Origin of the sequence: Vibrio sp. 661 (assembly GCF_033339315.1) — a bacterium.
GTDB classification, from domain to species: Bacteria; Pseudomonadota; Gammaproteobacteria; order Enterobacterales; family Vibrionaceae; genus Vibrio; species Vibrio alginolyticus.
Window position 1 is genome coordinate 1 of sequence record NZ_JAWOUJ010000025.1, and the last position, 21,060, is coordinate 21,060.

Genomic DNA, 21,060 nt, shown 5'->3' on the forward strand with positions numbered 1-21,060 from the left:
GCGGGGTGGAGCAGCTTGGTAGCTCGTCGGGCTCATAACCCGAAGGTCGTCGGTTCAAATCCGGCCCCCGCAACCAAATACAAGACGATAGATTGAGTACTTATTTAGTATACAATTGTTAAGTCGTCTACGGATGCGCCGCTTGATTCAACTCCTGCTTCTCGCAACCAATCACATCGCTCTTTTCATAATGCTGCGAAGCATGAATCCCCAAAAGCTAAACTTTTATCCGCATCATATGATGTCGGACGATTTCGTTTGTGTTTAAAACACGATATGAATCGGCTGACGTACAAGTATGATGAGGCTTCGCGTGTTTTATCTACTTTAATTAACAGAGTTATCCACATACGTCGTTCTGTGGATAAGTTGGTTGATAAAGTGTTTTTAGCTTGACTTTTTATGATGGGGAAGAAAGATCTTTTCTCTAAAGTGAAGTGGAAACAACAAAGAAATATCAACTAAATACTTGTTATATAAAGAAAAAATAAGTTTTTTGTCGGATCGAGTACGTTAAAATACGATCATTAACTGGTATTTTTTTGATCCTAGTCATTTCTCCGAGCTGTGTTTAACTTTTTTCTGCTAGCTTGTTTTTCTTGAATCTCAAATTTTTTTCCACATTACAAAATTGAGAACAAGGTCATGAATTGAACATGCAAAAGTAATTTCAATCTCTTGCATATAGACTACGCTCTATGCGTCTCTCGGCAGTCCCTTCTCGACTATCCTTATTAAGCGTTGCTTTTTCGTCTCTATAGATGAATTACTCTCAGTGGGGAGTTGATTCAGTTGCTCTGTCAAAGCCCATTTAATGTGCTCATCAAGTAATTTATTTTCACCTTGCCGACTTTCCAGCGCATCTATGATTCGCTGACTATATTCTGCATTACCAAGTGCGACAGCGATGTTACGTAGCCACTGTATATGACCAATACGACGGATAGCGGAGCCTTCCATATTTTTTAGAAAAGTCGCTTCATCCCAGTTAAACATGTCGACGAGGTCAGGGTTTTTGAAACTGTCACGACGGTGGAAATCATCTTGCTCCGTTATGTCGGCGTAGCGGTTCCATGGGCAAACCAATTGACAGTCGTCACAACCATAAATGCGGTTACCCATTGGCTTTCGAAACTCTTCAGGAATCACGCCATCGAACTCGATGGTGAGATAAGAGATACAACGCCTGGCATCGACAACTTTGTCTTCAACGATGGCTTGTGTTGGGCATGATGTAATGCATGCTTTGCATTTACCGCACTGATCAACGCTTGGCTCATCTACGGGTAGTGGTAAGTCGATAAGTAGTTCACCTAAAAAGAACCACGATCCACAGTCTTGATCTAAAATCAGGGAATGTTTCCCGGTCCAACCTAAGCCCGCTTTTTGGGCGAGAGGTCGCTCTAATATTGGTGCGGAATCAACGAAAGGTCGGTAACCATATTGACCAACCTCTTGTTCAATAAGTTTGCCGAGCTTATTTAGCTGCTTTCTGACGAGCTTGTGATAATCGCGCCCTAGTGCGTAGCGGCTAATATAGGCATGACTTTTATTCGCGAGGTTCGAAGCGAATTGAGCCTCTGGTGGCAGATAGTCCATCCGGACGCTGATAACACGAACGGTTCCCGGGAGTAGCTCATGGGGTCTAGCACGCATCATACCGTGACGAGCCATCCAATCCATTGAGCCGTGATAGCCTGCATCAAGCCATTTTTGTAGTGCTGCTTCATGTTCACTCAGATCAACGTCGCAGATCCCAACTTTTTGGAAGCCGAGTTCTTTTCCCCAAACTTTGATTTGTTGTGCGAGTTGTTCGTAGTTCATGTTAACCACCGGAATAAAGGGGGGCGGATCTTAACGGATCTCTGGCTTTGGTGCTACCCAGTTAGGTACGTTTTTGATGTTGTGAATACTGCTTATTGAAGTCATTTGCATATATTCTAAATCTAGGTCGATACTAAGATGATTAAGATACCGTTTATTGGATACTTTTTTCGCACATATGACATTTGAAAGCTTGTCTCTCAAAACCAACACGGTTTACTATTCCTGTTCTTTTGATTTTTATATAGTCAACGATCATTAGTTAGAGAAGCATCAATGAGCACGAAACAATTCAATTTAAAAGATGAGCATGAAACGGTTGCACTAGGCACCGCTTTGGCTCAGCTTTGTTCCCAGCAAACCACAATTTATCTGCATGGTGATTTGGGTGCAGGTAAAACAACCTTTAGTCGTGGTTTTGTCCGTGCTCTTGGTCATCAAGGTAACGTGAAAAGTCCAACTTATACTCTAGTCGAACCGTACCAGTTGGATCAGTGGCAAGTATATCACTTCGACCTTTATCGTCTTGCGGATCCTGAAGAGCTTGAGTTTATGGGGATTCGAGACTATTTCACAGACGATGCGATTTGCTTGGTTGAATGGCCTGAAAAAGGGCATGGCTTACTGCCACAACCGGATCTTGATGTAAACATTCGCTACCAAGGTGAGCAACGTGTAGCCGAACTAACAGCTAATAATGATTATGGTGTGCAGTTACTCAGTCGATTGGAGCTATGTTGAGTTTTTCAAATTTTAGAGTGGTGGCGACGTTTGTCGCCACTTTTCTCCTTCTCATCCCCAATTTAGCATTTGCTAACGTCGTTAAGAGTTTTCGAGTTTGGCCTTCACCTGATGAAACGCGTGTTGTCATCGATTTAGGCTCGGAAGCTGACTATTCCTATTTCTCTTTATCAGGGCCGGATCGCCTTGTCGTGGATTTAAAAAGCACGACGATGCAGGCCAAACTACCTGTTACTGTTACGGATAGCCCTGTTTTAAAACTGGTACGAAAAAGCTCGCCTCCAGAGAAGGGCACTTATCGTTTGGTGTTTGAACTAAAAAAGAGCGTTCAAGCGGAGTTATTTAAATTAAACCCAACACCAGGTGGGCAGTATGGTCACCGCTTGGTGATTGATTTACCGCACGGTAAGAAGGCATCGACCTCAAAACCGAGTAAGCCAGCGGCGGCCAGCAAAGACATGAGTTCAGTTCAACGAGCTCAAGAAGTGTTAATTGTTATCGACCCTGGTCACGGTGGGGAAGACCCTGGCTCTATTGGCCCTTCACGTCGTAAGTACGAGAAAGATGCGGTATTGAGTATCTCAAGAAAAATTGCTGCTCAGCTCGATGCGACTCCTGGTATTAAAACGCGCATGACTCGTACGGGAGATTACTTTGTAAACTTAAACCGTCGTGTCGCGATTGCTCGTGAAAATGATGCGCACTTGCTGATTTCCATTCACGCAGATGCGTTTACTTCACCGAAGCCTCGCGGTGGATCGGTCTTCGTACTAAATACTCGTCGTGCAAATACCGAAATTGCTCGTTGGGTCGAGAACCATGAGAAACAGTCTGAGTTATTGGGCGGCTCGGGTAATGCGTTCTTCACGAAGACAAAAGATCGTAACGTGAACCAAACTTTGTTGGACTTGCAGTTTAGTCATTCACAAAAAGAAGGCTATAAGCTGGCAACAGAAATCCTAGGTGAGATGGGACGTGTTGCGCACCTGCATAACACCAAACCGATCAACACCAGCCTTGCGGTTTTGCGCTCTCCACAGATTCCGTCTGTGCTAGTGGAAACGGGCTTTATTTCTAACCCAACAGAAGAGCGTTTACTGTTTCAACGAGCGCACCAAGATAAGTTAGCTCAGGCTATCACTAAGGCGGTCGTCAAGTACTTAAAAGATAACCCACCAGAGGGTACGGTGTTCTCGCCTTCAGCGAAGCCAATGGTACATATTGTAAAGCGTGGCGAGTCATTATCGGTGATCGCGAACAAATATGGGCTTAGCTCTAAAGCGCTGATGTCGGCAAACAACTTGAAGTCGACAGGCTTGGCAATTGGTCAGAAGCTCAACATTCCTTCTGCTGGTACGATTAAAGTGCCAAGTAAACCGATTACTGTTGAGACAGAAACCATTACGCACAAGGTTAAGTCTGGTGAGTTCTTAGGTAAGATTGCGAATCACTATAAAGTGAAGGTTTCAGATATCCGCCGAGAGAATAACTTGAAGTCAGATACCTTGTGGGTAGGGCAAAAGTTGAAGATAACGGTCGCGGTAAAAGATAAACCGATTCGTAAGCACAAGGTTTCTCGGGGTGAGTTCCTTGGCAAAATAGCGTCCAAATACGGCGTTAGCGTATCGAGCATTCGTAAAGCGAATAACTTACGCTCTGATCAGCTAGCGGTTGGGCAAGTCCTGATCATTCCAAACAAGTAGGTGAGCTTCTAACTCATTATGACGATTAAAATTTTGCCAGCCAGACTTGCAAACCAAATCGCCGCAGGGGAAGTGGTCGAAAGACCTGCTTCTGTGATTAAAGAGCTGGTTGAAAATAGTCTTGATTCTGGCGCAACTCGAATCGATATCGATATCGAGAAAGGAGGCGCAAAGCTGATTCGTGTTCGTGATAACGGAAAAGGTATCGCGAAAGATGAACTTGGCTTAGCGCTCAGTCGTCATGCGACATCTAAGATACATACCTTAGATGATCTCGAAGCTATTATGAGTCTAGGTTTTCGCGGTGAAGCGTTAGCCAGTATTAGCTCAGTCTCGCGTTTGACGCTCACGTCGCGTCCTGCGGCACAAGAAGAAGCCTGGAGTGCCTACTCCGAAGGGCGTGATATGCAGGTGAAGCTTAAGCCAGCAGCGCACCCGATTGGCACTACCGTTGAGGTGTTGGACTTATTTTTTAATACTCCAGCGCGTCGCAAGTTTCTTCGTACGGAGAAAACCGAATTTGCTCATATTGATGAGTTATTGAAACGCATTGCGTTAAGCCGCTTTGATGTCACCATCAATGTGCGTCATAACGGCAAGATCATCCGTCAATATCGCGCGGCGAAAAATCAGCTTCAAACCGAAAAGCGTATTGCTGCTGTCTGCGGTAATGCGTTTGTGCGGCATATGCTCAGAATCGAGCTTGAGCATCAAGGGTTAAAGTTACATGGGTGGATTACCACACCAGAGGGAGCAAGGCAGCAAAGCGATTTACAATATTGCTATGTGAATGGCCGAATGATGCGTGACAAATTAATCAATCACGCGATTCGTCAAAGTTATGAAATGAGCTTAAAGCCAGATCAGTTTGCTGCGTATGTGCTCTTTATTGAGCTAGATCCGCACCAAGTAGATGTGAATGTTCACCCTGCTAAGCATGAAGTGCGTTTCCACCAAGCTCGTTTGGTGCATGATTTCATCTATCAAGCTTTGACGGATGCACTTTCACAAAGCGCCGTGATTGATAAACCACAGGTGAATGAATCGGCATTTCATCGCGTGGAACCGACTGAGTCCGAAGAGATTGAGCATTCGCCAGAGCCTGAAAAAGTACAAGAGCCAGCATCTTCACCAGTACCAGAGCGGGTTTATCAAGCGATAGATAGTACACCGGCTTATCCTGGACGCAGTGATTATGAAGTGAAGCCTCGTAATAGCTGTCCTAGTGAGACCTCCGTGCGAGAGGCGCGCGTAGTGGAGTCATTCAAACGTAATGATTGGGTGGAATCCAAACCCGCACCAAAGCCAAGTCACAGTAAAGAGCGCCACGTAGAACCAGCGCCAACTAAACAAGAAGTACGCGCTTATCACGAGCTGTTGAAAACGCCAGAGTTTGAGGCTCAGGCAGTCACTCCAATAGCGCCCCAAACGATAACTTCGCACACATCAATGCCATCGATTACTGCATTAGGCAAAGCGCTGATGGTGGTCGATGAACAATTTGTTTTGATGGGCAGTGACAGTGGGGCGGCGTTAGTCTCGTTACCTAGAGCAGAATTTTATCGTGTCAAAGGCCAGCTCACTCCAAGCGATGGTGCACTCAAGGCACAACCTCTGCTTGTTCCTCTATCTATTAAGTTAGAGGCCGAATTAGTGAGACTGGCCCAAGATTATCAACAAGATTTGGCATTGCTTGGTATTCAATTGAAAGCGAGAAACGAGCACGCCTTAATGGTGATGGGCGTCCCAGCTCCGCTGCGTCAACAAAACTTACAAAATTTAGTACCAGATCTGTTATCTTACGCGCAATCTTGTGTGAACGAAGGTATAGCAGCGGCTCAGATGCTGTCTGAGTTGATAGATTGGCTCGCATTACAGGTCACGACAGTGAAGAGTCACTATACTTTTTCTGAAGCCATTCAAATTATTGCGGAACTTGAACAGCTAAGACATGGTCAATTGCCATTAGAAGATACAAAATTCGTATCCGCTGTTGATTTCTCTGCCACGATAGCCAAATTAAAACCATGACAGATAAACTACCTTTGGCGCTATTTTTAATGGGGCCAACTGCATCAGGCAAAACTGAGCTGGCGATTCGTCTTCGTCAAAAATTTCCGATTGAGATCATCAGTGTTGATTCTGCTTTGATCTACAAAGGGATGGATATCGGTACGGCGAAACCGGATGAAAAAGAGTTAAGTTTGGCGCCTCATCGCTTGATAGATATTTTGGATCCAAGTGAATCTTACTCTGTCGCCGACTTTCGTCGAGATGCATTGAAAGCGATGGATGATATTGTTGCAGAAGGAAAAATTCCACTTCTTGTGGGTGGAACAATGCTGTATTACAAGGCGTTACTTGAAGGTTTATCACCACTTCCTGCTGCAAATCCTGAAATTCGTCAGCAAATTGAACAAGAGGCATTGACTAAAGGTTGGTCAGTGTTGCACGATGAACTCAAAGAGGTTGATCCTGTGTCAGCTGCGAGAATCCATCCCAATGATCCCCAACGTTTATCTCGGGCATTGGAAGTTTTTCGCATTTCAGGTAAAACTTTAACTGAATTGACTCAAACGAAAGGTGAAAGCCTACCATACCGAGTCAAGCAGTTTGCAATAGCTCCCAAGGATAGGGCAGAACTTCACCGTCGGATTGAACTCCGTTTCGAGAAGATGATGGAAGCGGGCTTTGAAGAAGAAATGAAAGCGTTACATTCGCGAAAAGATCTTCACCCCGATCTTCCTTCCATACGATGCGTCGGTTACCGACAGATGTGGGAGTATTTAGATGGGGAGTGTACACGTGACGAAGCGGTATTTCGTGGCGTATGCGCGACTCGTCAATTGGCCAAGCGTCAAATCACCTGGTTACGCAGCTGGGATGATTTAACTTGGTTGGATAGCGAGAACATTGAACAGGCATTAGAAACGATGTCGGAAGCAATAGCATCTGATTGACATAGCTGTGTATAATGTGATCGTTTTTGCGTGAACGCACTCTCAAAGGATCTGTTGTTGGCGGTTTTTATACTATGCTGCTAATTACTTAGAGTGCATTTTTGATTCGTTTAGCTCAGATGCAAAAGCCGTATCTTTTGCATTGCACCACTAGCTAAATAATTACAACTACAAATTAAATAAGGAAAATAAAAATGGCTAAGGGGCAATCTCTACAAGACCCATTTCTAAACGCGCTACGTCGTGAGCGTATCCCGGTATCTATCTACCTTGTGAATGGTATTAAACTACAAGGTCAGATCGAATCATTCGATCAATTTGTGATCCTGCTGAAGAATACTGTTAACCAAATGGTGTACAAGCACGCGATCTCAACAGTTGTGCCGGCTCGTCCAGTGAGCCATCACAGCGGTGAACGTCCACAAGGTGAGCGTCCACAAGAGAAATCAGAAGATTAATTCTTCATCGAGTATTTTTAAAATAAGGAGTTGATTGCTTGTTTGACCGTTATGAATCCGGTGAGCGAGCCGTACTTGTTCATATCAACTTCACGCAAGAAGGTGAATGGGAAGATCTGGCTGAGTTCGAAATGCTGGTTTCTTCTGCTGGGGTAGAGGCGCTACAAGTAGTAACTGGTAGTCGTCAATCCCCACACCCGAAATACTATGTCGGAGAGGGTAAGGCCCAAGAGATTGCTACAGCGGTACAATCAACGGGTGCCGAAATTGTGATTTTTAATCACGCCCTCTCTCCTGCCCAAGAACGTAACCTCGAAGCACTGTGCCAATGTCGAGTTCTCGACCGCACTGGTCTTATTCTCGATATCTTTGCTCAACGAGCTCGAACACACGAAGGTAAGCTACAGGTAGAGCTGGCTCAACTTCGTCATATCTCTACTCGTTTGATTCGTGGTTGGACGCACCTTGAAAGGCAGAAAGGTGGTATCGGTTTACGTGGCCCGGGTGAAACCCAGCTGGAAACCGACCGTCGCTTATTGCGTGACAGAATCAAAGCCATCCTGCGACGCTTAGACAAAGTAGCGAAGCAGCGTGAACAAGGGCGCCGCGCCCGAAATCGAGCTGAAATCCCAACGGTTTCACTTGTGGGTTACACCAACGCGGGTAAGTCGACACTCTTCAACCGTATTACAGAAGCTGGCGTGTACGCGGCTGATCAATTATTTGCTACTTTGGACCCGACTTTACGTAAGATAGAGTTAGCAGATGTTGGTCCTGCCATCTTGGCAGACACGGTTGGTTTTATTCGACATTTGCCACACGACTTGGTTGCGGCCTTCAAGGCAACCTTGCAGGAAACGCAAGAAGCTGACATTTTGTTACATGTTGTTGATGCCAGTGATGAGCGTTTTCGTGAGAATATTCAAGCTGTTCATGAAGTACTAGAAGAGATCGACGCGCATGAAGTGCCGACTCTGGTTGTCATGAACAAAATCGACAATCTAGATTCGCAGAAACCACGTATAGAACGAGACGAGGAAGGCGTACCTCGCGCAGTTTGGGTTTCAGCAATGGATGGGTTGGGCATTGATGTCCTGTTTGAGGCGCTGACGGAACGTCTGGCGTCACAAATGGTCGAGCATCAGTTGCGAATTCCTCCACAGTATCAAGGACGATTCCGTAGTACCTTCTTCCAAATGAAGTGTATTCAACGTGAGGAATATGACCAGGATGGTAACTTGTTGATCGATATTCGAATGCAGCAAGTAGATTGGTCTAGACTTGAAAAAAGAGAAGGGGCAGTTTTGACTGGCTTTATAGTCACTTAAAGGACTGCTACAGTATAACGTCATATCAAATGATGGAGCTTTCTAATGGCGTGGAATGAGCCTGGAAATAACAACGGCAACAATGGCCGCGATAATGACCCTTGGGGTAATAATAATCGTGGTGGCCAGCGTCCTGGTGGCCGAGATCAAGGTCCGCCAGATTTAGATGAAGTGTTCAACAAACTGAGTCAAAAGCTGGGCGGCAAGTTTGGTAAAAAAGGCGGCGGTGGTTCTCCAATCGGCGGCGGTGGTGGTAGTGCAATTGGCTTTGGCGTGATTGCTCTGATTGCTGTTGCAGTTTGGTTCTTCGCTGGTTTTTACACCATCGGTGAAGCAGAGCGTGGTGTTGTACTGCGTTTAGGTAAATACGATCGTATCGTAGACCCAGGTCTTAACTGGCGTCCTCGCTTTATTGATGAGTACGAAGCGGTAAACGTACAAGCGATTCGTTCACTACGTGCATCTGGTCTAATGCTGACCAAAGATGAAAACGTTGTAACAGTTGCGATGGATGTTCAGTACCGAGTGACTGACCCATACAAATACTTGTACCGTGTAACCAATGCAGACGACAGCTTGCGTCAAGCAACGGATTCTGCACTACGTGCAGTAATTGGTGACTCATTGATGGATAGCATTCTAACCAGTGGTCGTCAGCAAATTCGTCAAACTACGCAAGAAACACTGAACCAAATCATTGATAGCTATGATATGGGTCTGGTACTTGTTGATGTGAACTTCCAGTCTGCTCGTCCACCAGAGCAAGTGAAAGATGCGTTTGATGATGCAATCGCAGCACGTGAGGATGAAGAGCGTTTCATTCGTGAAGCTGAAGCATACAAGAACGAAATCTTGCCTAAGGCAACGGGTCGTGCAGAGCGTTTGAAGAAAGAAGCACAAGGTTACAATGAGCGTGTCACTAACGAGGCTCTTGGTCAGGTAGCACAGTTCGAAAAACTACTACCAGAATACCAAGCAGCGCCTGGTGTAACGCGTGATCGTCTGTACATCGACGCAATGGAAGAGGTGTACTCAAGCACTTCGAAAGTGTTGATTGACTCGGAATCAAGCGGCAATCTTCTTTACCTTCCAATCGATAAGTTGGCGGGACAAGAGGGCAAAGCAGATACCAAACGTAAATCGAAGTCATCTTCAACCTATGATCAAATTCAACTTGAGTCTGATCGTACACAAGAAGACACTTCGAACACGCAGTCTCGTTCAACAGGTTCACGTCAAGGGAGATACTAAGAATGCGTAAGTTAATGATCCCTGTACTGGTAATCGCACTGGCATTAATGTTGATGTCTTTGTTTGTGATTCCTGAAGGTGAGCGCGGTATCGTGGTTCGATTTGGTCGTGTCTTGAAAGACAACAACGACATCACTCGAATTTACGAGCCTGGTCTGCATTTCAAGATGCCTTTGTTTGACCGTGTGAAACAACTTGATGCACGTATCCAAACAATGGATGGCCGTGCAGACCGTTTCGTAACGTCTGAGAAAAAAGACGTTATCATTGATACCTACGTGAAGTGGCGTATTGAAGATTTTGGTCGCTACTACCTCGCGACTGGCGGTGGTAACTCGCTAACGGCAGAGGCACTACTTGAGCGTAAAGTGACGGACGTGCTTCGTTCTGAAATCGGTGCTCGTGAAATCAAACAGATCGTATCTGGTCCACGTAACGATGATGTGCTACCAGAAGACGCAAGTGCCGATGTTGTCGCAACTGAAGCGGCTCGTGAGGCGCTTGAGATTGATGGTGAACGCGACCTAATCATGTCTGAAGTATTGAAAGACACGCGTGAAAGCGCAATGAAAGACTTGGGTGTTCGTGTCGTTGATTTCCGAATGAAGAAAATCAACCTGCCTGATGAAATCAGTGAGTCTATCTACCGTCGTATGCGTGCGGAGCGTGAGTCCGTTGCTCGTAAGCACCGTTCTCAAGGTCGTGAAAAAGCGGAAGTTATCCGTGCTCAAGCAGAACTAGAAGTAGCAACTATTCTAGCTGAAGCTGATAAAACTGCGCGTGTGACACGAGGTGAGGCGGATGCTGAAGCTGCGAAGATTTATGCCGAAGCGTACAACAAAGACCCTGAGTTCTTTAGCTTCCTACGCTCGCTACGTGCGTATGAGAAGTCCTTCAGCTCTAAGAGCGATATTCTGGTGCTTGATCCGAAGAGTGAGTTCTTCCAATACATGAACCAGTCGAAGGGCAGCATGGAGAAATAATCTCCGCGTCTCATTGAAATAAAAGGCTCCTTAGGGAGCCTTTTTTGTATCTGATGCTAAGTGCTAGCTCATCATGATGGCGATTACGGCTCCAGCAACTACTAGGCAGCCACCGATGCGTCGTAGCTGATTGTTGGGTTGTTCACTTAATTGAGCCACCATATTCCGCCAACCGTTAGGAGCAATCAGTGGCCCAATGCCTTCCACGATCAAGACGAGCCCAATCGCCAACCATATGGATTCAGACATAGCGCTTTCCAGTCGAATAGAGAAAGCTAAATACTATCAGTGATATGCTGATTTCAAAATGAACAAAGCGGCAAGATGACATTCTGGTAGCAACTCTGTGAACAAAAAATGACTGCAAGAAGCGTGATTCGGTGCTAGAATCCATTTTTAACTAGCAATCAGACTTGGAAAGATGGGAAATAACGTAGTCGTTCTAGGCACCCAATGGGGTGACGAAGGTAAAGGTAAAATCGTAGACCTTTTAACTGAAGATGCAAAATACGTGGTACGCTACCAAGGCGGTCACAACGCAGGTCACACTCTCGTAATTGACGGTGAAAAAACCGTTCTTCACTTAATTCCATCAGGTATCCTTCGCGATAACGTAAAATGTGTTATCGGTAACGGTGTTGTACTATCACCTGAAGCTCTACTTAAAGAAATGAAGCCTCTTGAAGAGCGCGGTATTCCAGTACGCGAGCGTCTTTTCATTTCTGAAGCATGTCCGCTAATTCTTCCTTACCACGTTGCAATGGACCAAGCTCGCGAAATCGCTCGCGGTAAAAAAGCTATCGGTACTACTGGTCGTGGTATCGGTCCAGCATACGAAGATAAAGTTGCTCGTCGCGGTCTACGCGTTGGCGACCTATTCGATATGGCGACTTTCGCAGAGAAGCTAAAAGAAGTCATGGAGTTCCATAACTTCCAACTAGTTAACTTCTACAAAGCGGAGCCAGTAAGCTACGAAGAAGTACTTGAGCAAGCTAAAGGCTACGCTGAACTACTAACGTCAATGGTTATCGACGTAACTGACGAACTAGACGCAGCACGTAAGCGCGGCGACAAGATCATGTTCGAAGGTGCACAAGGTACACTACTTGATATCGACCACGGTACTTACCCGTACGTAACGTCTTCTAACACGACTGCTGGTGGTGTTGCTGCAGGTTCTGGTTTTGGTCCTCGTCACATCGGTTACATCTTGGGTATCGCAAAAGCGTACTGTACTCGCGTTGGTGCTGGTCCATTCCCGACTGAACTATACGACGGTTTAGATAAGCAAGATCCAATTGGTAAGCACTTAGGTGAAGTTGGCCACGAGTTCGGTGCGACAACTGGTCGTCTACGTCGTACAGGTTGGTTCGATGCTGTTGCTATGCGTCGTGCAATCCAAATCAACTCTGTATCTGGTTTCTGTCTAACTAAACTAGACGTACTAGATGGTCTAGAAGAGCTAAAAATCTGTACTGGTTACAAGATGGAAGATGGCTCTGTGCTAGAAGTTTCTCCGATGGCTGCTGAAGCATTCGAAAAAGCAACGCCAATCTACGAAACAATGCCTGGTTGGTCTGAGAACACATTTGGTGCTAAGTCACTAGATGCTCTACCACAAGCCGCTCTTGACTACATCAAGCGTATTGAAGAGCTAACTGGCGTTCCAGTAGACATCATCTCTACAGGTCCTGACCGTAACGAAACTATCATCAAAGTTCACCCATTCGAAGCTTAATTGATAGCCGTTAAAGATTGCAAAAGCCGACCTTCTGGTCGGCTTTTTTGTATCTGAACAAAAACAGCGTGACTCTCATATGGCAAGCTTTTGCCGCTGAGCCTAAATCAGAGGCAAAAATTGTCTAAAGCTTAGCTGTTTTTTGCCGATAAGGTTATCAAGCAGAGGAGATCCTTCACCGATCTTTGGTTTCTTAGATACCTTAAGGGTACGTTTATGAAGTTACGAACAGTGGCTGCTTCACTGTTGTTGACCTTGGTTGCTACCACAGTGAAAGCTAATGTTGCTGATGTGGGGGCACCAGTTCCGATCTATACCGAAGCAGAGCTGATAAAGCTTATTGAGCAAAATAAGCACTTACAACGTGTGCGCGCTGATAACTGCCAGCTGGTGGAGGATATCGTAGCTCGTGCGACTCGAATTAACTTACCCGCTTATGAGTTTCTATACGGAGATATGTTGGCTTGGGGGGTGTGTGTCGAGCAAGATGTCGAACTGGGTCTTTACTACATCGAAAATGCAGCGCATCAGGGGTTACCAGCTGCACTAGAGCAGATTGGCCGATACTATTCGCGTGGCACTTTAGTACAGCAAGATAAAGAACGTGCAATTCCATATTTGCGAGAAGCTGCGTCAATGGGAAACCTAAACGCGCGTATTCATCTGGCCGAGTTGCTTTTACGTGATTATGGCAGTCCACTCGATTACGAAGATGCGTATCGTTGGTTATATAACTCTGTCACAGCAGATAAGCGGCAGCATAAGCGCATAACTGTATTGAGAAACGGCCTTGAACAGCGCATGCCACAAAACGTTATTGCTCGAGCTAAACGGCGAGACACCTTTTGGTAACGCTTCAATATTGCAAACAACTTCATACAACAAAGCCCACGTCACGTGGGCTTTGTTGTTTTCCCGATAGTTGGTAGCGCTTAAACCACTTTGTGTGGACCGAAGCATTCGTAATGGAATTGCTTTTCTGGTACGCCAAGTTCTAATAGCTGTTTCGCTACGTGCTGCATAAATCCTACAGGACCACAGAAGTATACCTGCACGTTATCTTGCTTTAATGCAGCTTCAATTTCATACAGATTGACAAAGCCCGTGAAGTGGAAGTCTTCACCTAGCTTGTCTTCTGCCGTTGGTTGGTTATACCAAACGAGCGCGTTCATATTTTCTTTTTCTGCAACGAGTTGGTTTACGTGTTGCTTGAAAGCATGCTGTTGGCCATTTTCGGTTGCATGAACCCAAGTTACAGGTGCTTGATGTGCTGAGAGACTTTCTAGCATTGACAGCGTTGGAGTAAGTCCCACACCAGCAGAAATTAGAACAACGGGTGTTTGTGGTTCGGCATCCATAAAGAAATCACCGGCAGGGGCTGCAAGCTGCACTTTTTCGCCAATGTTCAGGCTATCGTGCAGGTAGTTCGACACTTTTCCGCCTTCTTCACGTTTTACTGAGATACGGTAGGTGTTCTCTTGGACCGCAGAAGACAGGCTATATTGGCGAATTTCTTGGTTTTCTAACTGGTCACTGTTGATGTAGATGCCAAGGTATTGTCCCGGTTTATACGGCGCCACTTTTTGGCCATCGGTTGGCTTGAACACAAAGCTGCAAATGTGTTTGCTCTCAATCTTTTTATCGACTAATTCAAATTCGCGTAGACCGCGCCAGCCGCCTTCCAAAGCTTCATTTTGTTGGTAAATTTGTTCTTCGCGCTGAATAAATACATTCGCAAGTACGCCGTAAGCCTCAGCCCAAGCATCCAACACCTCTTGACCTGGATTAAAAAGCTCATCGATTGTTGCAAGTAAATGCTTACCAACGATTTGGTACTGATCTTCTGTGATCAAAAAGCTCGTGTGCTTATGCGCAATTTTCTCTACTGCGCCAAGCAGAGCTGGCAAATTTTCAATATTGGCAGCATAGGCACAGATAGCGTTGAATAATGCTTCACGCTGATCGCCGTTACGCTGGTTACTCATGTTAAAAATATCTTTCAACTCAGGGTTATGAGTAAACATACGCTCGTAAAAGTGCGCGGTCAGTTTTGGTCCTGTTTCGGCGATGAGTGGTGCGGTCGCTTTGACGATCTCGATAGTTTGATTGCTGAGCATAAGGGCTTCCTACTTTAAGTTGTATTTATAATGCATGTTTAAAGTTGTATCTCAAATGTATCTTTCGATCAAGAAAAGATTTACACTTTTATCGATAGCTCAAGTTTGGGGTTTTAGTATCACCAGCGGGTTATTGAGTCGCACTTTGGGAGAGAATATGCAGTTAACTAGTTTCACTGATTATGCGTTGAGAACCTTAATTTTCTTGGCTTCGTTGCCGGAAGATGAGTTAACCAGAATTACCGAAGTGACGGATTTATTTGGTGTGTCGCGCAACCATATGGTTAAAGTTATCAATCGGTTAGGACAGTTGGGTTATGTCCATACCGTGCGCGGAAAAAACGGTGGTATCCGGCTGATGAAGCCAGCATCTGAAATCACAGTCGGTGGTGTTGTGCGCGATTTAGAGCCGTTAGATTTAGTCAACTGTGGTGTGGATTTTTGCCATATTACCCCTGCTTGCCGCCTCAAAGATAAATTGGCGAAAGCAAAAAGTGCCTTTCTGGCGGAGTTGGATGATTGCACGATTGAATCCTTGCTCAGTGACAATTCTGAACTTTTGATCTTGCTGGCTCGTCCTTAACTCATTTGCATGCCTAGAGTCGATCTCGATCATTCTTTTTTCAAAGCAATTCTGTAGCTTATCGAGAGACTCAGATATACTAGCCATATACCTTCCTTGCTAGATAGGCGTGCCTATGTCAGACAATATTCCAAACGATCCTTTTGCAGATCGTGAATCCAAAAATTACGAAAATCCAATTCCAAGCCGAGAGTTTATCATCGAGTTTCTAGAGCAAGCGGGCGTTCCAATGAATCGTAACGACTTGTTTGAGGCACTAAAGCTTGAGGGCGAAGAGCAATACGAAGGGTTGCGTCGTCGGCTACGTGCGATGGAGCGAGATGGCCAACTGGTGTTTACCCGCCGTCAGTGCTATGCATTGCCTGAAAAACTTGAAATGGTGAAAGGTTACGTGATTGGTCATCGTGATGGCCATGGTTGGGTACGTCCAGAAGGCAGCGTCGGCAAGGATGATGATATTCTGTTACCGCACCATCAGATGAAGAACATCATCCACGGTGATTTTGTCTTAGTGCAACCGACAGACAACAGCAAGCGCGGCCGCCGTGAAGGACGTTTGGTGCGTGTGCTAGAGGAGCGCAATGATCAAATCGTTGGTCGTTTCTTCCTTGAATATGGATACTCCTATGTTGTCCCAGATGACTCGCGTATCAGCCAAGATATCCTGATCCCAAATGAGCACAAAGCGGGTGCACGCATGGGTAACGTAGTCGTAATTGAAATTACTGATCGTGGCTCACGCTCACGCGGCATGATGGGTAAAGTGGTTGAAGTCCTTGGTGAAAATATGGCACCAGGTATGGAAACACAAATTGCGATTCGTACACACCAAATCCCTCACGAATGGCCAGAAGCCGTCGATAAACAAATCGAAAACTTAGGCGAAGAAGTACCAGAAGAAGCGAAAGTTGGTCGTGTGGATCTACGTGATTTGCCACTAGTGACCATTGACGGCGAAGACGCACGAGACTTTGATGATGCCGTTTACTGTGAAAAGAACAAAGAAGGTGGTTGGCGTTTATGGGTAGCGATTGCTGACGTCAGTTACTACGTTCGTCCTGACTCTGCGTTGGACAAAGAAGCGATCAATCGTGGTAACTCAGTATATTTCCCGTCGCAAGTTGTGCCGATGTTGCCAGAAGTACTGTCGAACGGTCTATGTTCGCTTAACCCGCAAGTAGATCGCTTGTGTATGGTGTGCGAAATGACCATTTCCGATACAGGTAAGCTGTCTGGTTACAAGCATTACGAGGCGGTGATGAACTCGCACGCTCGTCTCACATATAGCAAAGTGAGCGCGATTCTAGAAGGGGATGAAGAACTACGTGAGCGCTACCAGCCGCTTGTTTCTCATCTAGAAGAGTTGCACAAGATGTACAAAGTGCTGAAAGAAGCACGAGATCAACGCGGTGCAATCGAATTTGAAACCGTTGAAACCAAATTTATTTTCAATGCGGAACGCAAAATCGAAAGTATTGAGCCAGTAATTCGTAATGACGCGCATAAGATCATCGAAGAATGTATGATTTTAGCCAACATTGCTTCGGCATCGCTGGTAGAAAAAGCGAAAGAGCCCGCGCTTTATCGTATCCACGAATCTCCAGGTGAATTACGCCTGCAAGGTTTCCGTGACTTCTTAAGTGAACTTGGTCTTGAGCTAAAAGGTGGTTTAGAGCCTTCACCAACGGACTATGCTGATCTCGCACGTCAAATCTCCGGGCGTCAAGATCAAGAGTTGATTCAGACCATGCTGCTACGCTCAATGAAGCAAGCGGTATACAACGCAGATAACGCGGGGCACTTTGGGTTGGCATTGAAACGCTATGCGCACTTTACGTCGCCAATTCGTCGTTACCCTGACTTGTTACTTCACCGTGCAATCAAGTATCTGATTGCTAAAGAAGAAGGTCGTAATCAAGATCGCTGGACACCAACAGGTGGCTATCATTACTCGTTTGACGACATGGATTTTTACGGCGAACAATGTTCGATGACAGAGCGCCGTGCTGATGATGCAACACGTGATGTTGCGGATTGGCTGAAGTGTGAATATATGCAAGACCACGTCGGTGACGAACTAGACGGTGTTATTGCTAATGTCACTAGCTTTGGCTTCTTTGTACGTTTAACGGATTTGCACATCGATGGTTTGGTGCATATTTCTACCCTTGCGAACGACTACTATCAATTTGACCCGATTGGTCAACGACTTATTGGTGAAAGTTTCGGTAACATCTACCGCTTAGGTGATGCAGTAAAAGTAAAAGTACTGGCTGTTAACCTCGATGATAAGCAAATTGACTTTGAATTGGTCGAAACAAGTCGTAAGCTACGCGGCGAAGGTAAGACTGCGAAGAAACGCGCAGCGGAAGCAAAACGCAAAGCGAAAGATAAAAAACGTGCTGCGACTCGCTCTTCATCGAAAGAAGGTGGCGCGGCTCGTGCAGTTCCTGCGATAGAGCCAACTAAACGCCCAGAAGAAACGGGCGCAACGAGTAAGCGTAATGGCCCAAAACGTGGTGACGCCGAAGGCAACGAGAAGCCTAAAGTGAAAAAAGCACGTAAAAAGAAGCCGCACAGTAAGCCGAAGAAAACCAAGCGCACTAAAAAAGAAGCGCAGTAGGTTGAAGCGCCAACTTAGTTCAAACTCGGTTGGCGCAGGCAATACGACCAGAACAACAGGTTAAACAATGAGTAACGAATTTATCTACGGCATTCACGCAGTGAAGGCGGTATTGGAGCGCGAACCAGAGCGTTTTATCGAGGCGTACGTTTTAAAAGGTCGTCAAGATGATCGCCTAATGCCAATCCTAAATGATCTTCAGGTTTGTGGTGTTTCTATTCAGCAGATGACACGTAAAACTTTGGATGACAAAGCGCGCGGTGCAAATCACCAAGGCATCATCGCTCGTGTGAAACCAGCGAAGCAGCTGAATGAGAACGATATAGATGACATCCTGGCGCAGCACGAATCACCACTGCTATTAGTGTTAGACGGAGTGACCGATCCACACAATCTTGGTGCGTGTTTACGTAACGCAGATGCGGCAGGTGCTGCGGCGATCATCGTACCGAAAGATCGTTCTGCGCCAATGAATGCGACGGTAAGTAAAGTCGCTTGTGGTGCAGCTGAAGTCGTACCATTGATCCGAGTAACGAACTTGGCTCGTACTATGCGTACATTGCAAGAGAAAGGCATCTGGTTTGTTGGTACTGCGGGTGAAGCAACGCACGACATCTACCAAGCCAAACTGACTGGACCCCTTGCTATCGTAATGGGGGCAGAAGGTGACGGTATGCGTCGTCTGACTCGTGAAACCTGCGACGATTTGATTAAGATCCCAATGGCTGGTAGCGTTTCAAGCTTGAACGTATCTGTGGCATCCGGCATCTGTTTGTTTGAGGCAGTTCGTCAGCGTATTGCTGCAAAGTAACGACGAAACAAACAGTTACTGTCGAATCAGACATAATGATAAAAACAAAGGATGGGGTGCCATCCTTTGTCGTTTTCACCGATTTATAAATAAAAATCCTCAAGGAAGTTATGACTCAACAAGACATTAAATTCATCGCCTTCGATCTAGATGGCACTTTGCTTGATAGCGTGCCAGATCTAGCTGTCGCGGCAGACCAAGCAGTACAGGCGCTTGGCTTTCCATCGGTTTCAGAAGAACAAGTTCGTGATTACGTGGGTAACGGCGCAGACGTGCTTATTGGTCGCTCATTAAGCCAAAGCCTGACCATCAACCCAGAGCTGAGTGAAGAGCTTCGTGCTAAAGCGCGTGTATTGTTTGATGATTACTACGAGCAAAGCGGTCACAAGCTAAGTCATCTTTACCCAACGGTAAAAGAGACACTAGCAGAGCTGCACAAAGCGGGCTTTGTTATGGCGTTGGTGACTAACAAACCTTCAAAGTTTGTGCCTGACGTTTTGGAAAAGCACGACATCGCAAAATACTTCGTTGATGTCCTTGGCGGTGATGCATTCCCAGAGAAAAAACCAAACCCAGTAGCATTGAACTGGCTAATGGAAAAGCACCAAATCCAACCAAGTGAAATGCTGATGGTTGGCGACTCGAAAAACGACATTCTCGCAGCAAAGAATGCAGGCTGTGCCTCATTTGGTCTGACATATGGTTACAACCACGGTGAACCTATTTCAGCATCAAATCCAGATTTCGTCGCTGACAGTTTGGCAGAATTATTGGACGTTGTAGCGGTTTCTGCATAACGGCTACAAAAGAGCTTCCAAAATACTCGTTAATGAGTACACTGAGTAAACCGTGCACCTATTACTGCACGGTTTTTTTCATTTAATTAGATTAAGAAGTCAAAGGAATCATTCTAATGAGCAAACCCATTGTATTGAGTGGTGTTCAACCTTCAGGTGAACTAAGTATCGGTAACTACTTGGGTGCTCTACGTCAATGGCAGCAGATGCAAGACGATTATGATTGCCAATATTGTGTGGTAGACCTTCACGCGATTACGGTTCGTCAGGACCCTAAAGCGCTGCATGAAGCAACTCTAGACGCACTGGCAATTTGTCTGGCAGTTGGTGTTGACCCGAAGAAGAGCACGCTATTTGTTCAGTCACATGTACCAGAGCATGCTCAATTAGGTTGGCTTCTTAACTGCTACACTCAAATGGGTGAGCTGAGCCGTATGACTCAGTTTAAAGACAAATCGGCACGTTACGCGAATGACGTAAACGTCGGTCTATTTGACTACCCGGTGTTGATGGCTGCTGACATTTTGCTTTACGGTGCGCACCAAGTACCTGTAGGCAGTGACCAGAAGCAACATCTAGAATTAGCGCGCGATATCGCAACGCGTTTCAACAATATTTACTCGCCAGAGCAGCCAATCTTCCAAGTTCCAGAGCCTTACATTCCGACAGTAAATGCGCGTGTAATGAGCCTTCAAGACGCAACGAAGAAGATGTCTAAATCTGATGACAACCGTAAGAACGTTATCACGCTGCTGGAAGAGCCTAAGTCGATCCTTAAGAAGATCAACAAAGCGCAAACCGATACCGAAACGCCACCAAGTATCCGTCATGATATCGAGAACAAGGCGGGCATTGCTAACCTAATGGGTCTGTACTCTGCGGCAACAGGTATGAGCTTTGAAGAGATTGAAGCGAAATACCAAGGCGTTGAAATGTACGGTCCATTCAAGAAAGACGTTGGTGAAGCTCTAGTTACTATGCTTGAGCCTATTCAAGCAGAATATCACCGTATTCGCGCTGATCGTGCTTACATGGACGAGGTAATGCAGCAAGGCGCGGAGAAAGCCTCGGCACGAGCGGCTGAAACGCTTAAGAAAGCATACGAAGCAGTAGGTTTTGTAGCTCGCCCATAGTTGCTAAGAA

General features: G+C 45.8%; 18 protein-coding genes. 15 read left to right on the forward strand and 3 right to left on the reverse strand.

Features of this window, described 5'->3' with window-relative positions; all coding sequences use genetic code 11:
- Positions 1-696: 696 nt before the first annotated feature.
- On the reverse strand, positions 697-1,824 hold the full coding sequence (gene queG, locus R7P69_RS22945; protein WP_005381370.1) for a tRNA epoxyqueuosine(34) reductase QueG: 1,128 nt from the start codon (positions 1,822-1,824) through the stop codon (positions 697-699).
- A 276-nt stretch (positions 1,825-2,100) separates the two neighbouring features.
- Between queG and tsaE the strand changes: the two genes are divergently transcribed.
- The 8 genes from tsaE to hflC all read left to right on the forward strand — a co-directional run bounded on the left by tsaE (position 2,101) and on the right by hflC (position 11,248).
- The gene (gene tsaE, locus R7P69_RS22950; protein ID WP_005381372.1) at positions 2,101-2,565 is read left to right on the forward strand and encodes a tRNA (adenosine(37)-N6)-threonylcarbamoyltransferase complex ATPase subunit type 1 TsaE; all 465 of its coding nucleotides are present in this window, start codon (positions 2,101-2,103) and stop codon (positions 2,563-2,565) included.
- On the forward strand, positions 2,559-4,268 hold the full coding sequence (locus R7P69_RS22955; RefSeq protein WP_238952136.1) for an N-acetylmuramoyl-L-alanine amidase: 1,710 nt from the start codon (positions 2,559-2,561) through the stop codon (positions 4,266-4,268). The genes tsaE and R7P69_RS22955 overlap by 7 nt, the downstream gene beginning before the upstream one ends.
- An 18-nt stretch (positions 4,269-4,286) precedes the next feature.
- A complete protein-coding gene (gene mutL, locus R7P69_RS22960; protein ID WP_238952135.1) occupies positions 4,287-6,299 on the forward strand; it encodes a DNA mismatch repair endonuclease MutL in 2,013 nt (670 codons plus the stop codon).
- Positions 6,296-7,228, forward strand: coding sequence for a tRNA (adenosine(37)-N6)-dimethylallyltransferase MiaA (miaA, locus tag R7P69_RS22965; protein ID WP_005381378.1), 933 nt, complete (start codon positions 6,296-6,298; stop codon positions 7,226-7,228). Before mutL ends, miaA begins: the two co-directional genes overlap by 4 nt.
- Positions 7,229-7,422: 194 nt before the next feature.
- The gene (gene hfq, locus R7P69_RS22970; protein ID WP_005381379.1) at positions 7,423-7,686 is read left to right on the forward strand and encodes an RNA chaperone Hfq; all 264 of its coding nucleotides are present in this window, start codon (positions 7,423-7,425) and stop codon (positions 7,684-7,686) included.
- A gap of 38 nt (positions 7,687-7,724) precedes the next feature.
- Positions 7,725-9,014: a ribosome rescue GTPase HflX gene (gene hflX / locus R7P69_RS22975; RefSeq protein ID WP_005381380.1), complete on the forward strand. Its 1,290-nt coding sequence runs from the start codon at positions 7,725-7,727 to the stop codon at positions 9,012-9,014.
- A gap of 45 nt (positions 9,015-9,059) precedes the next feature.
- On the forward strand, positions 9,060-10,265 hold the full coding sequence (gene hflK, locus R7P69_RS22980) for an FtsH protease activity modulator HflK (RefSeq protein ID WP_017633728.1): 1,206 nt from the start codon (positions 9,060-9,062) through the stop codon (positions 10,263-10,265).
- A gap of 2 nt (positions 10,266-10,267) precedes the next feature.
- Positions 10,268-11,248, forward strand: coding sequence for a protease modulator HflC (gene hflC, locus R7P69_RS22985; protein ID WP_005381382.1), 981 nt, complete (start codon positions 10,268-10,270; stop codon positions 11,246-11,248).
- 63 nt (positions 11,249-11,311) lie between these two features.
- Here hflC and R7P69_RS22990 read toward each other — a convergent pair whose 3' ends face one another.
- Positions 11,312-11,497 (reverse strand): DUF2065 domain-containing protein, encoded by a 186-nt coding sequence (locus R7P69_RS22990; protein WP_005381383.1) that lies wholly within the window; start codon positions 11,495-11,497, stop codon positions 11,312-11,314.
- A gap of 172 nt (positions 11,498-11,669) precedes the next feature.
- Here R7P69_RS22990 and R7P69_RS22995 point away from each other — a divergent pair, with 172 nt between their 5' ends.
- Positions 11,670-12,986: an adenylosuccinate synthase gene (locus tag R7P69_RS22995; RefSeq protein WP_005381385.1), complete on the forward strand. Its 1,317-nt coding sequence runs from the start codon at positions 11,670-11,672 to the stop codon at positions 12,984-12,986.
- Positions 12,987-13,202: 216 nt separating this feature from the next.
- Positions 13,203-13,838, forward strand: a complete 636-nt coding sequence (gene motX / locus R7P69_RS23000; protein ID WP_005381388.1) for a flagellar protein MotX — start codon at positions 13,203-13,205, stop codon at positions 13,836-13,838.
- 80 nt (positions 13,839-13,918) lie between these two features.
- On the opposite strand, the gene hmpA is transcribed toward motX, so the two are convergent.
- Complete coding sequence (gene hmpA / locus R7P69_RS23005; RefSeq protein ID WP_238952134.1) at positions 13,919-15,103, reverse strand: NO-inducible flavohemoprotein; 1,185 nt, start codon at positions 15,101-15,103, stop codon at positions 13,919-13,921.
- A 157-nt stretch (positions 15,104-15,260) separates the two neighbouring features.
- On the opposite strand from hmpA, the gene nsrR reads away from it, so the two are divergent.
- The 5 genes from nsrR (at position 15,261) to trpS (ending at position 21,050) form a co-directional block, all read left to right on the forward strand.
- Complete coding sequence (gene nsrR, locus R7P69_RS23010) at positions 15,261-15,686, forward strand: nitric oxide-sensing transcriptional repressor NsrR (protein ID WP_238952133.1); 426 nt, start codon at positions 15,261-15,263, stop codon at positions 15,684-15,686.
- 115 nt (positions 15,687-15,801) lie between these two features.
- On the forward strand, positions 15,802-18,309 hold the full coding sequence (gene rnr / locus R7P69_RS23015) for a ribonuclease R (protein WP_017821742.1): 2,508 nt from the start codon (positions 15,802-15,804) through the stop codon (positions 18,307-18,309).
- A 67-nt stretch (positions 18,310-18,376) separates the two neighbouring features.
- Positions 18,377-19,120, forward strand: a complete 744-nt coding sequence (gene rlmB, locus R7P69_RS23020; RefSeq protein WP_005381395.1) for a 23S rRNA (guanosine(2251)-2'-O)-methyltransferase RlmB — start codon at positions 18,377-18,379, stop codon at positions 19,118-19,120.
- Between the two features lie 110 nt (positions 19,121-19,230).
- Positions 19,231-19,917, forward strand: coding sequence for a phosphoglycolate phosphatase (locus R7P69_RS23025; RefSeq protein ID WP_005382834.1), 687 nt, complete (start codon positions 19,231-19,233; stop codon positions 19,915-19,917).
- 116 nt (positions 19,918-20,033) lie between these two features.
- Complete coding sequence (gene trpS, locus R7P69_RS23030; protein WP_054575291.1) at positions 20,034-21,050, forward strand: tryptophan--tRNA ligase; 1,017 nt, start codon at positions 20,034-20,036, stop codon at positions 21,048-21,050.
- Positions 21,051-21,060: the final 10 nt, after the last annotated feature.

Coding starts and splice junctions, on each gene's coding strand:
- queG (WP_005381370.1), bottom strand. CDS start 1,824: ATGAACTACGAACAACTCGCACAACAAATCAAAGTTTGGGGAAAAGAA.
- tsaE (WP_005381372.1), top strand. CDS start 2,101: ATGAGCACGAAACAATTCAATTTAAAAGATGAGCATGAAACGGTTGCA.
- R7P69_RS22955 (WP_238952136.1), top strand. CDS start 2,559: ATGTTGAGTTTTTCAAATTTTAGAGTGGTGGCGACGTTTGTCGCCACT.
- mutL (WP_238952135.1), top strand. CDS start 4,287: ATGACGATTAAAATTTTGCCAGCCAGACTTGCAAACCAAATCGCCGCA.
- miaA (WP_005381378.1), top strand. CDS start 6,296: ATGACAGATAAACTACCTTTGGCGCTATTTTTAATGGGGCCAACTGCA.
- hfq (WP_005381379.1), top strand. CDS start 7,423: ATGGCTAAGGGGCAATCTCTACAAGACCCATTTCTAAACGCGCTACGT.
- hflK (WP_017633728.1), top strand. CDS start 9,060: ATGGCGTGGAATGAGCCTGGAAATAACAACGGCAACAATGGCCGCGAT.
- hflC (WP_005381382.1), top strand. CDS start 10,268: ATGCGTAAGTTAATGATCCCTGTACTGGTAATCGCACTGGCATTAATG.
- R7P69_RS22990 (WP_005381383.1), bottom strand. CDS start 11,497: ATGTCTGAATCCATATGGTTGGCGATTGGGCTCGTCTTGATCGTGGAA.
- R7P69_RS22995 (WP_005381385.1), top strand. CDS start 11,670: ATGGGAAATAACGTAGTCGTTCTAGGCACCCAATGGGGTGACGAAGGT.
- motX (WP_005381388.1), top strand. CDS start 13,203: ATGAAGTTACGAACAGTGGCTGCTTCACTGTTGTTGACCTTGGTTGCT.
- hmpA (WP_238952134.1), bottom strand. CDS start 15,103: ATGCTCAGCAATCAAACTATCGAGATCGTCAAAGCGACCGCACCACTC.
- nsrR (WP_238952133.1), top strand. CDS start 15,261: ATGCAGTTAACTAGTTTCACTGATTATGCGTTGAGAACCTTAATTTTC.
- rnr (WP_017821742.1), top strand. CDS start 15,802: ATGTCAGACAATATTCCAAACGATCCTTTTGCAGATCGTGAATCCAAA.
- rlmB (WP_005381395.1), top strand. CDS start 18,377: ATGAGTAACGAATTTATCTACGGCATTCACGCAGTGAAGGCGGTATTG.
- R7P69_RS23025 (WP_005382834.1), top strand. CDS start 19,231: ATGACTCAACAAGACATTAAATTCATCGCCTTCGATCTAGATGGCACT.
- trpS (WP_054575291.1), top strand. CDS start 20,034: ATGAGCAAACCCATTGTATTGAGTGGTGTTCAACCTTCAGGTGAACTA.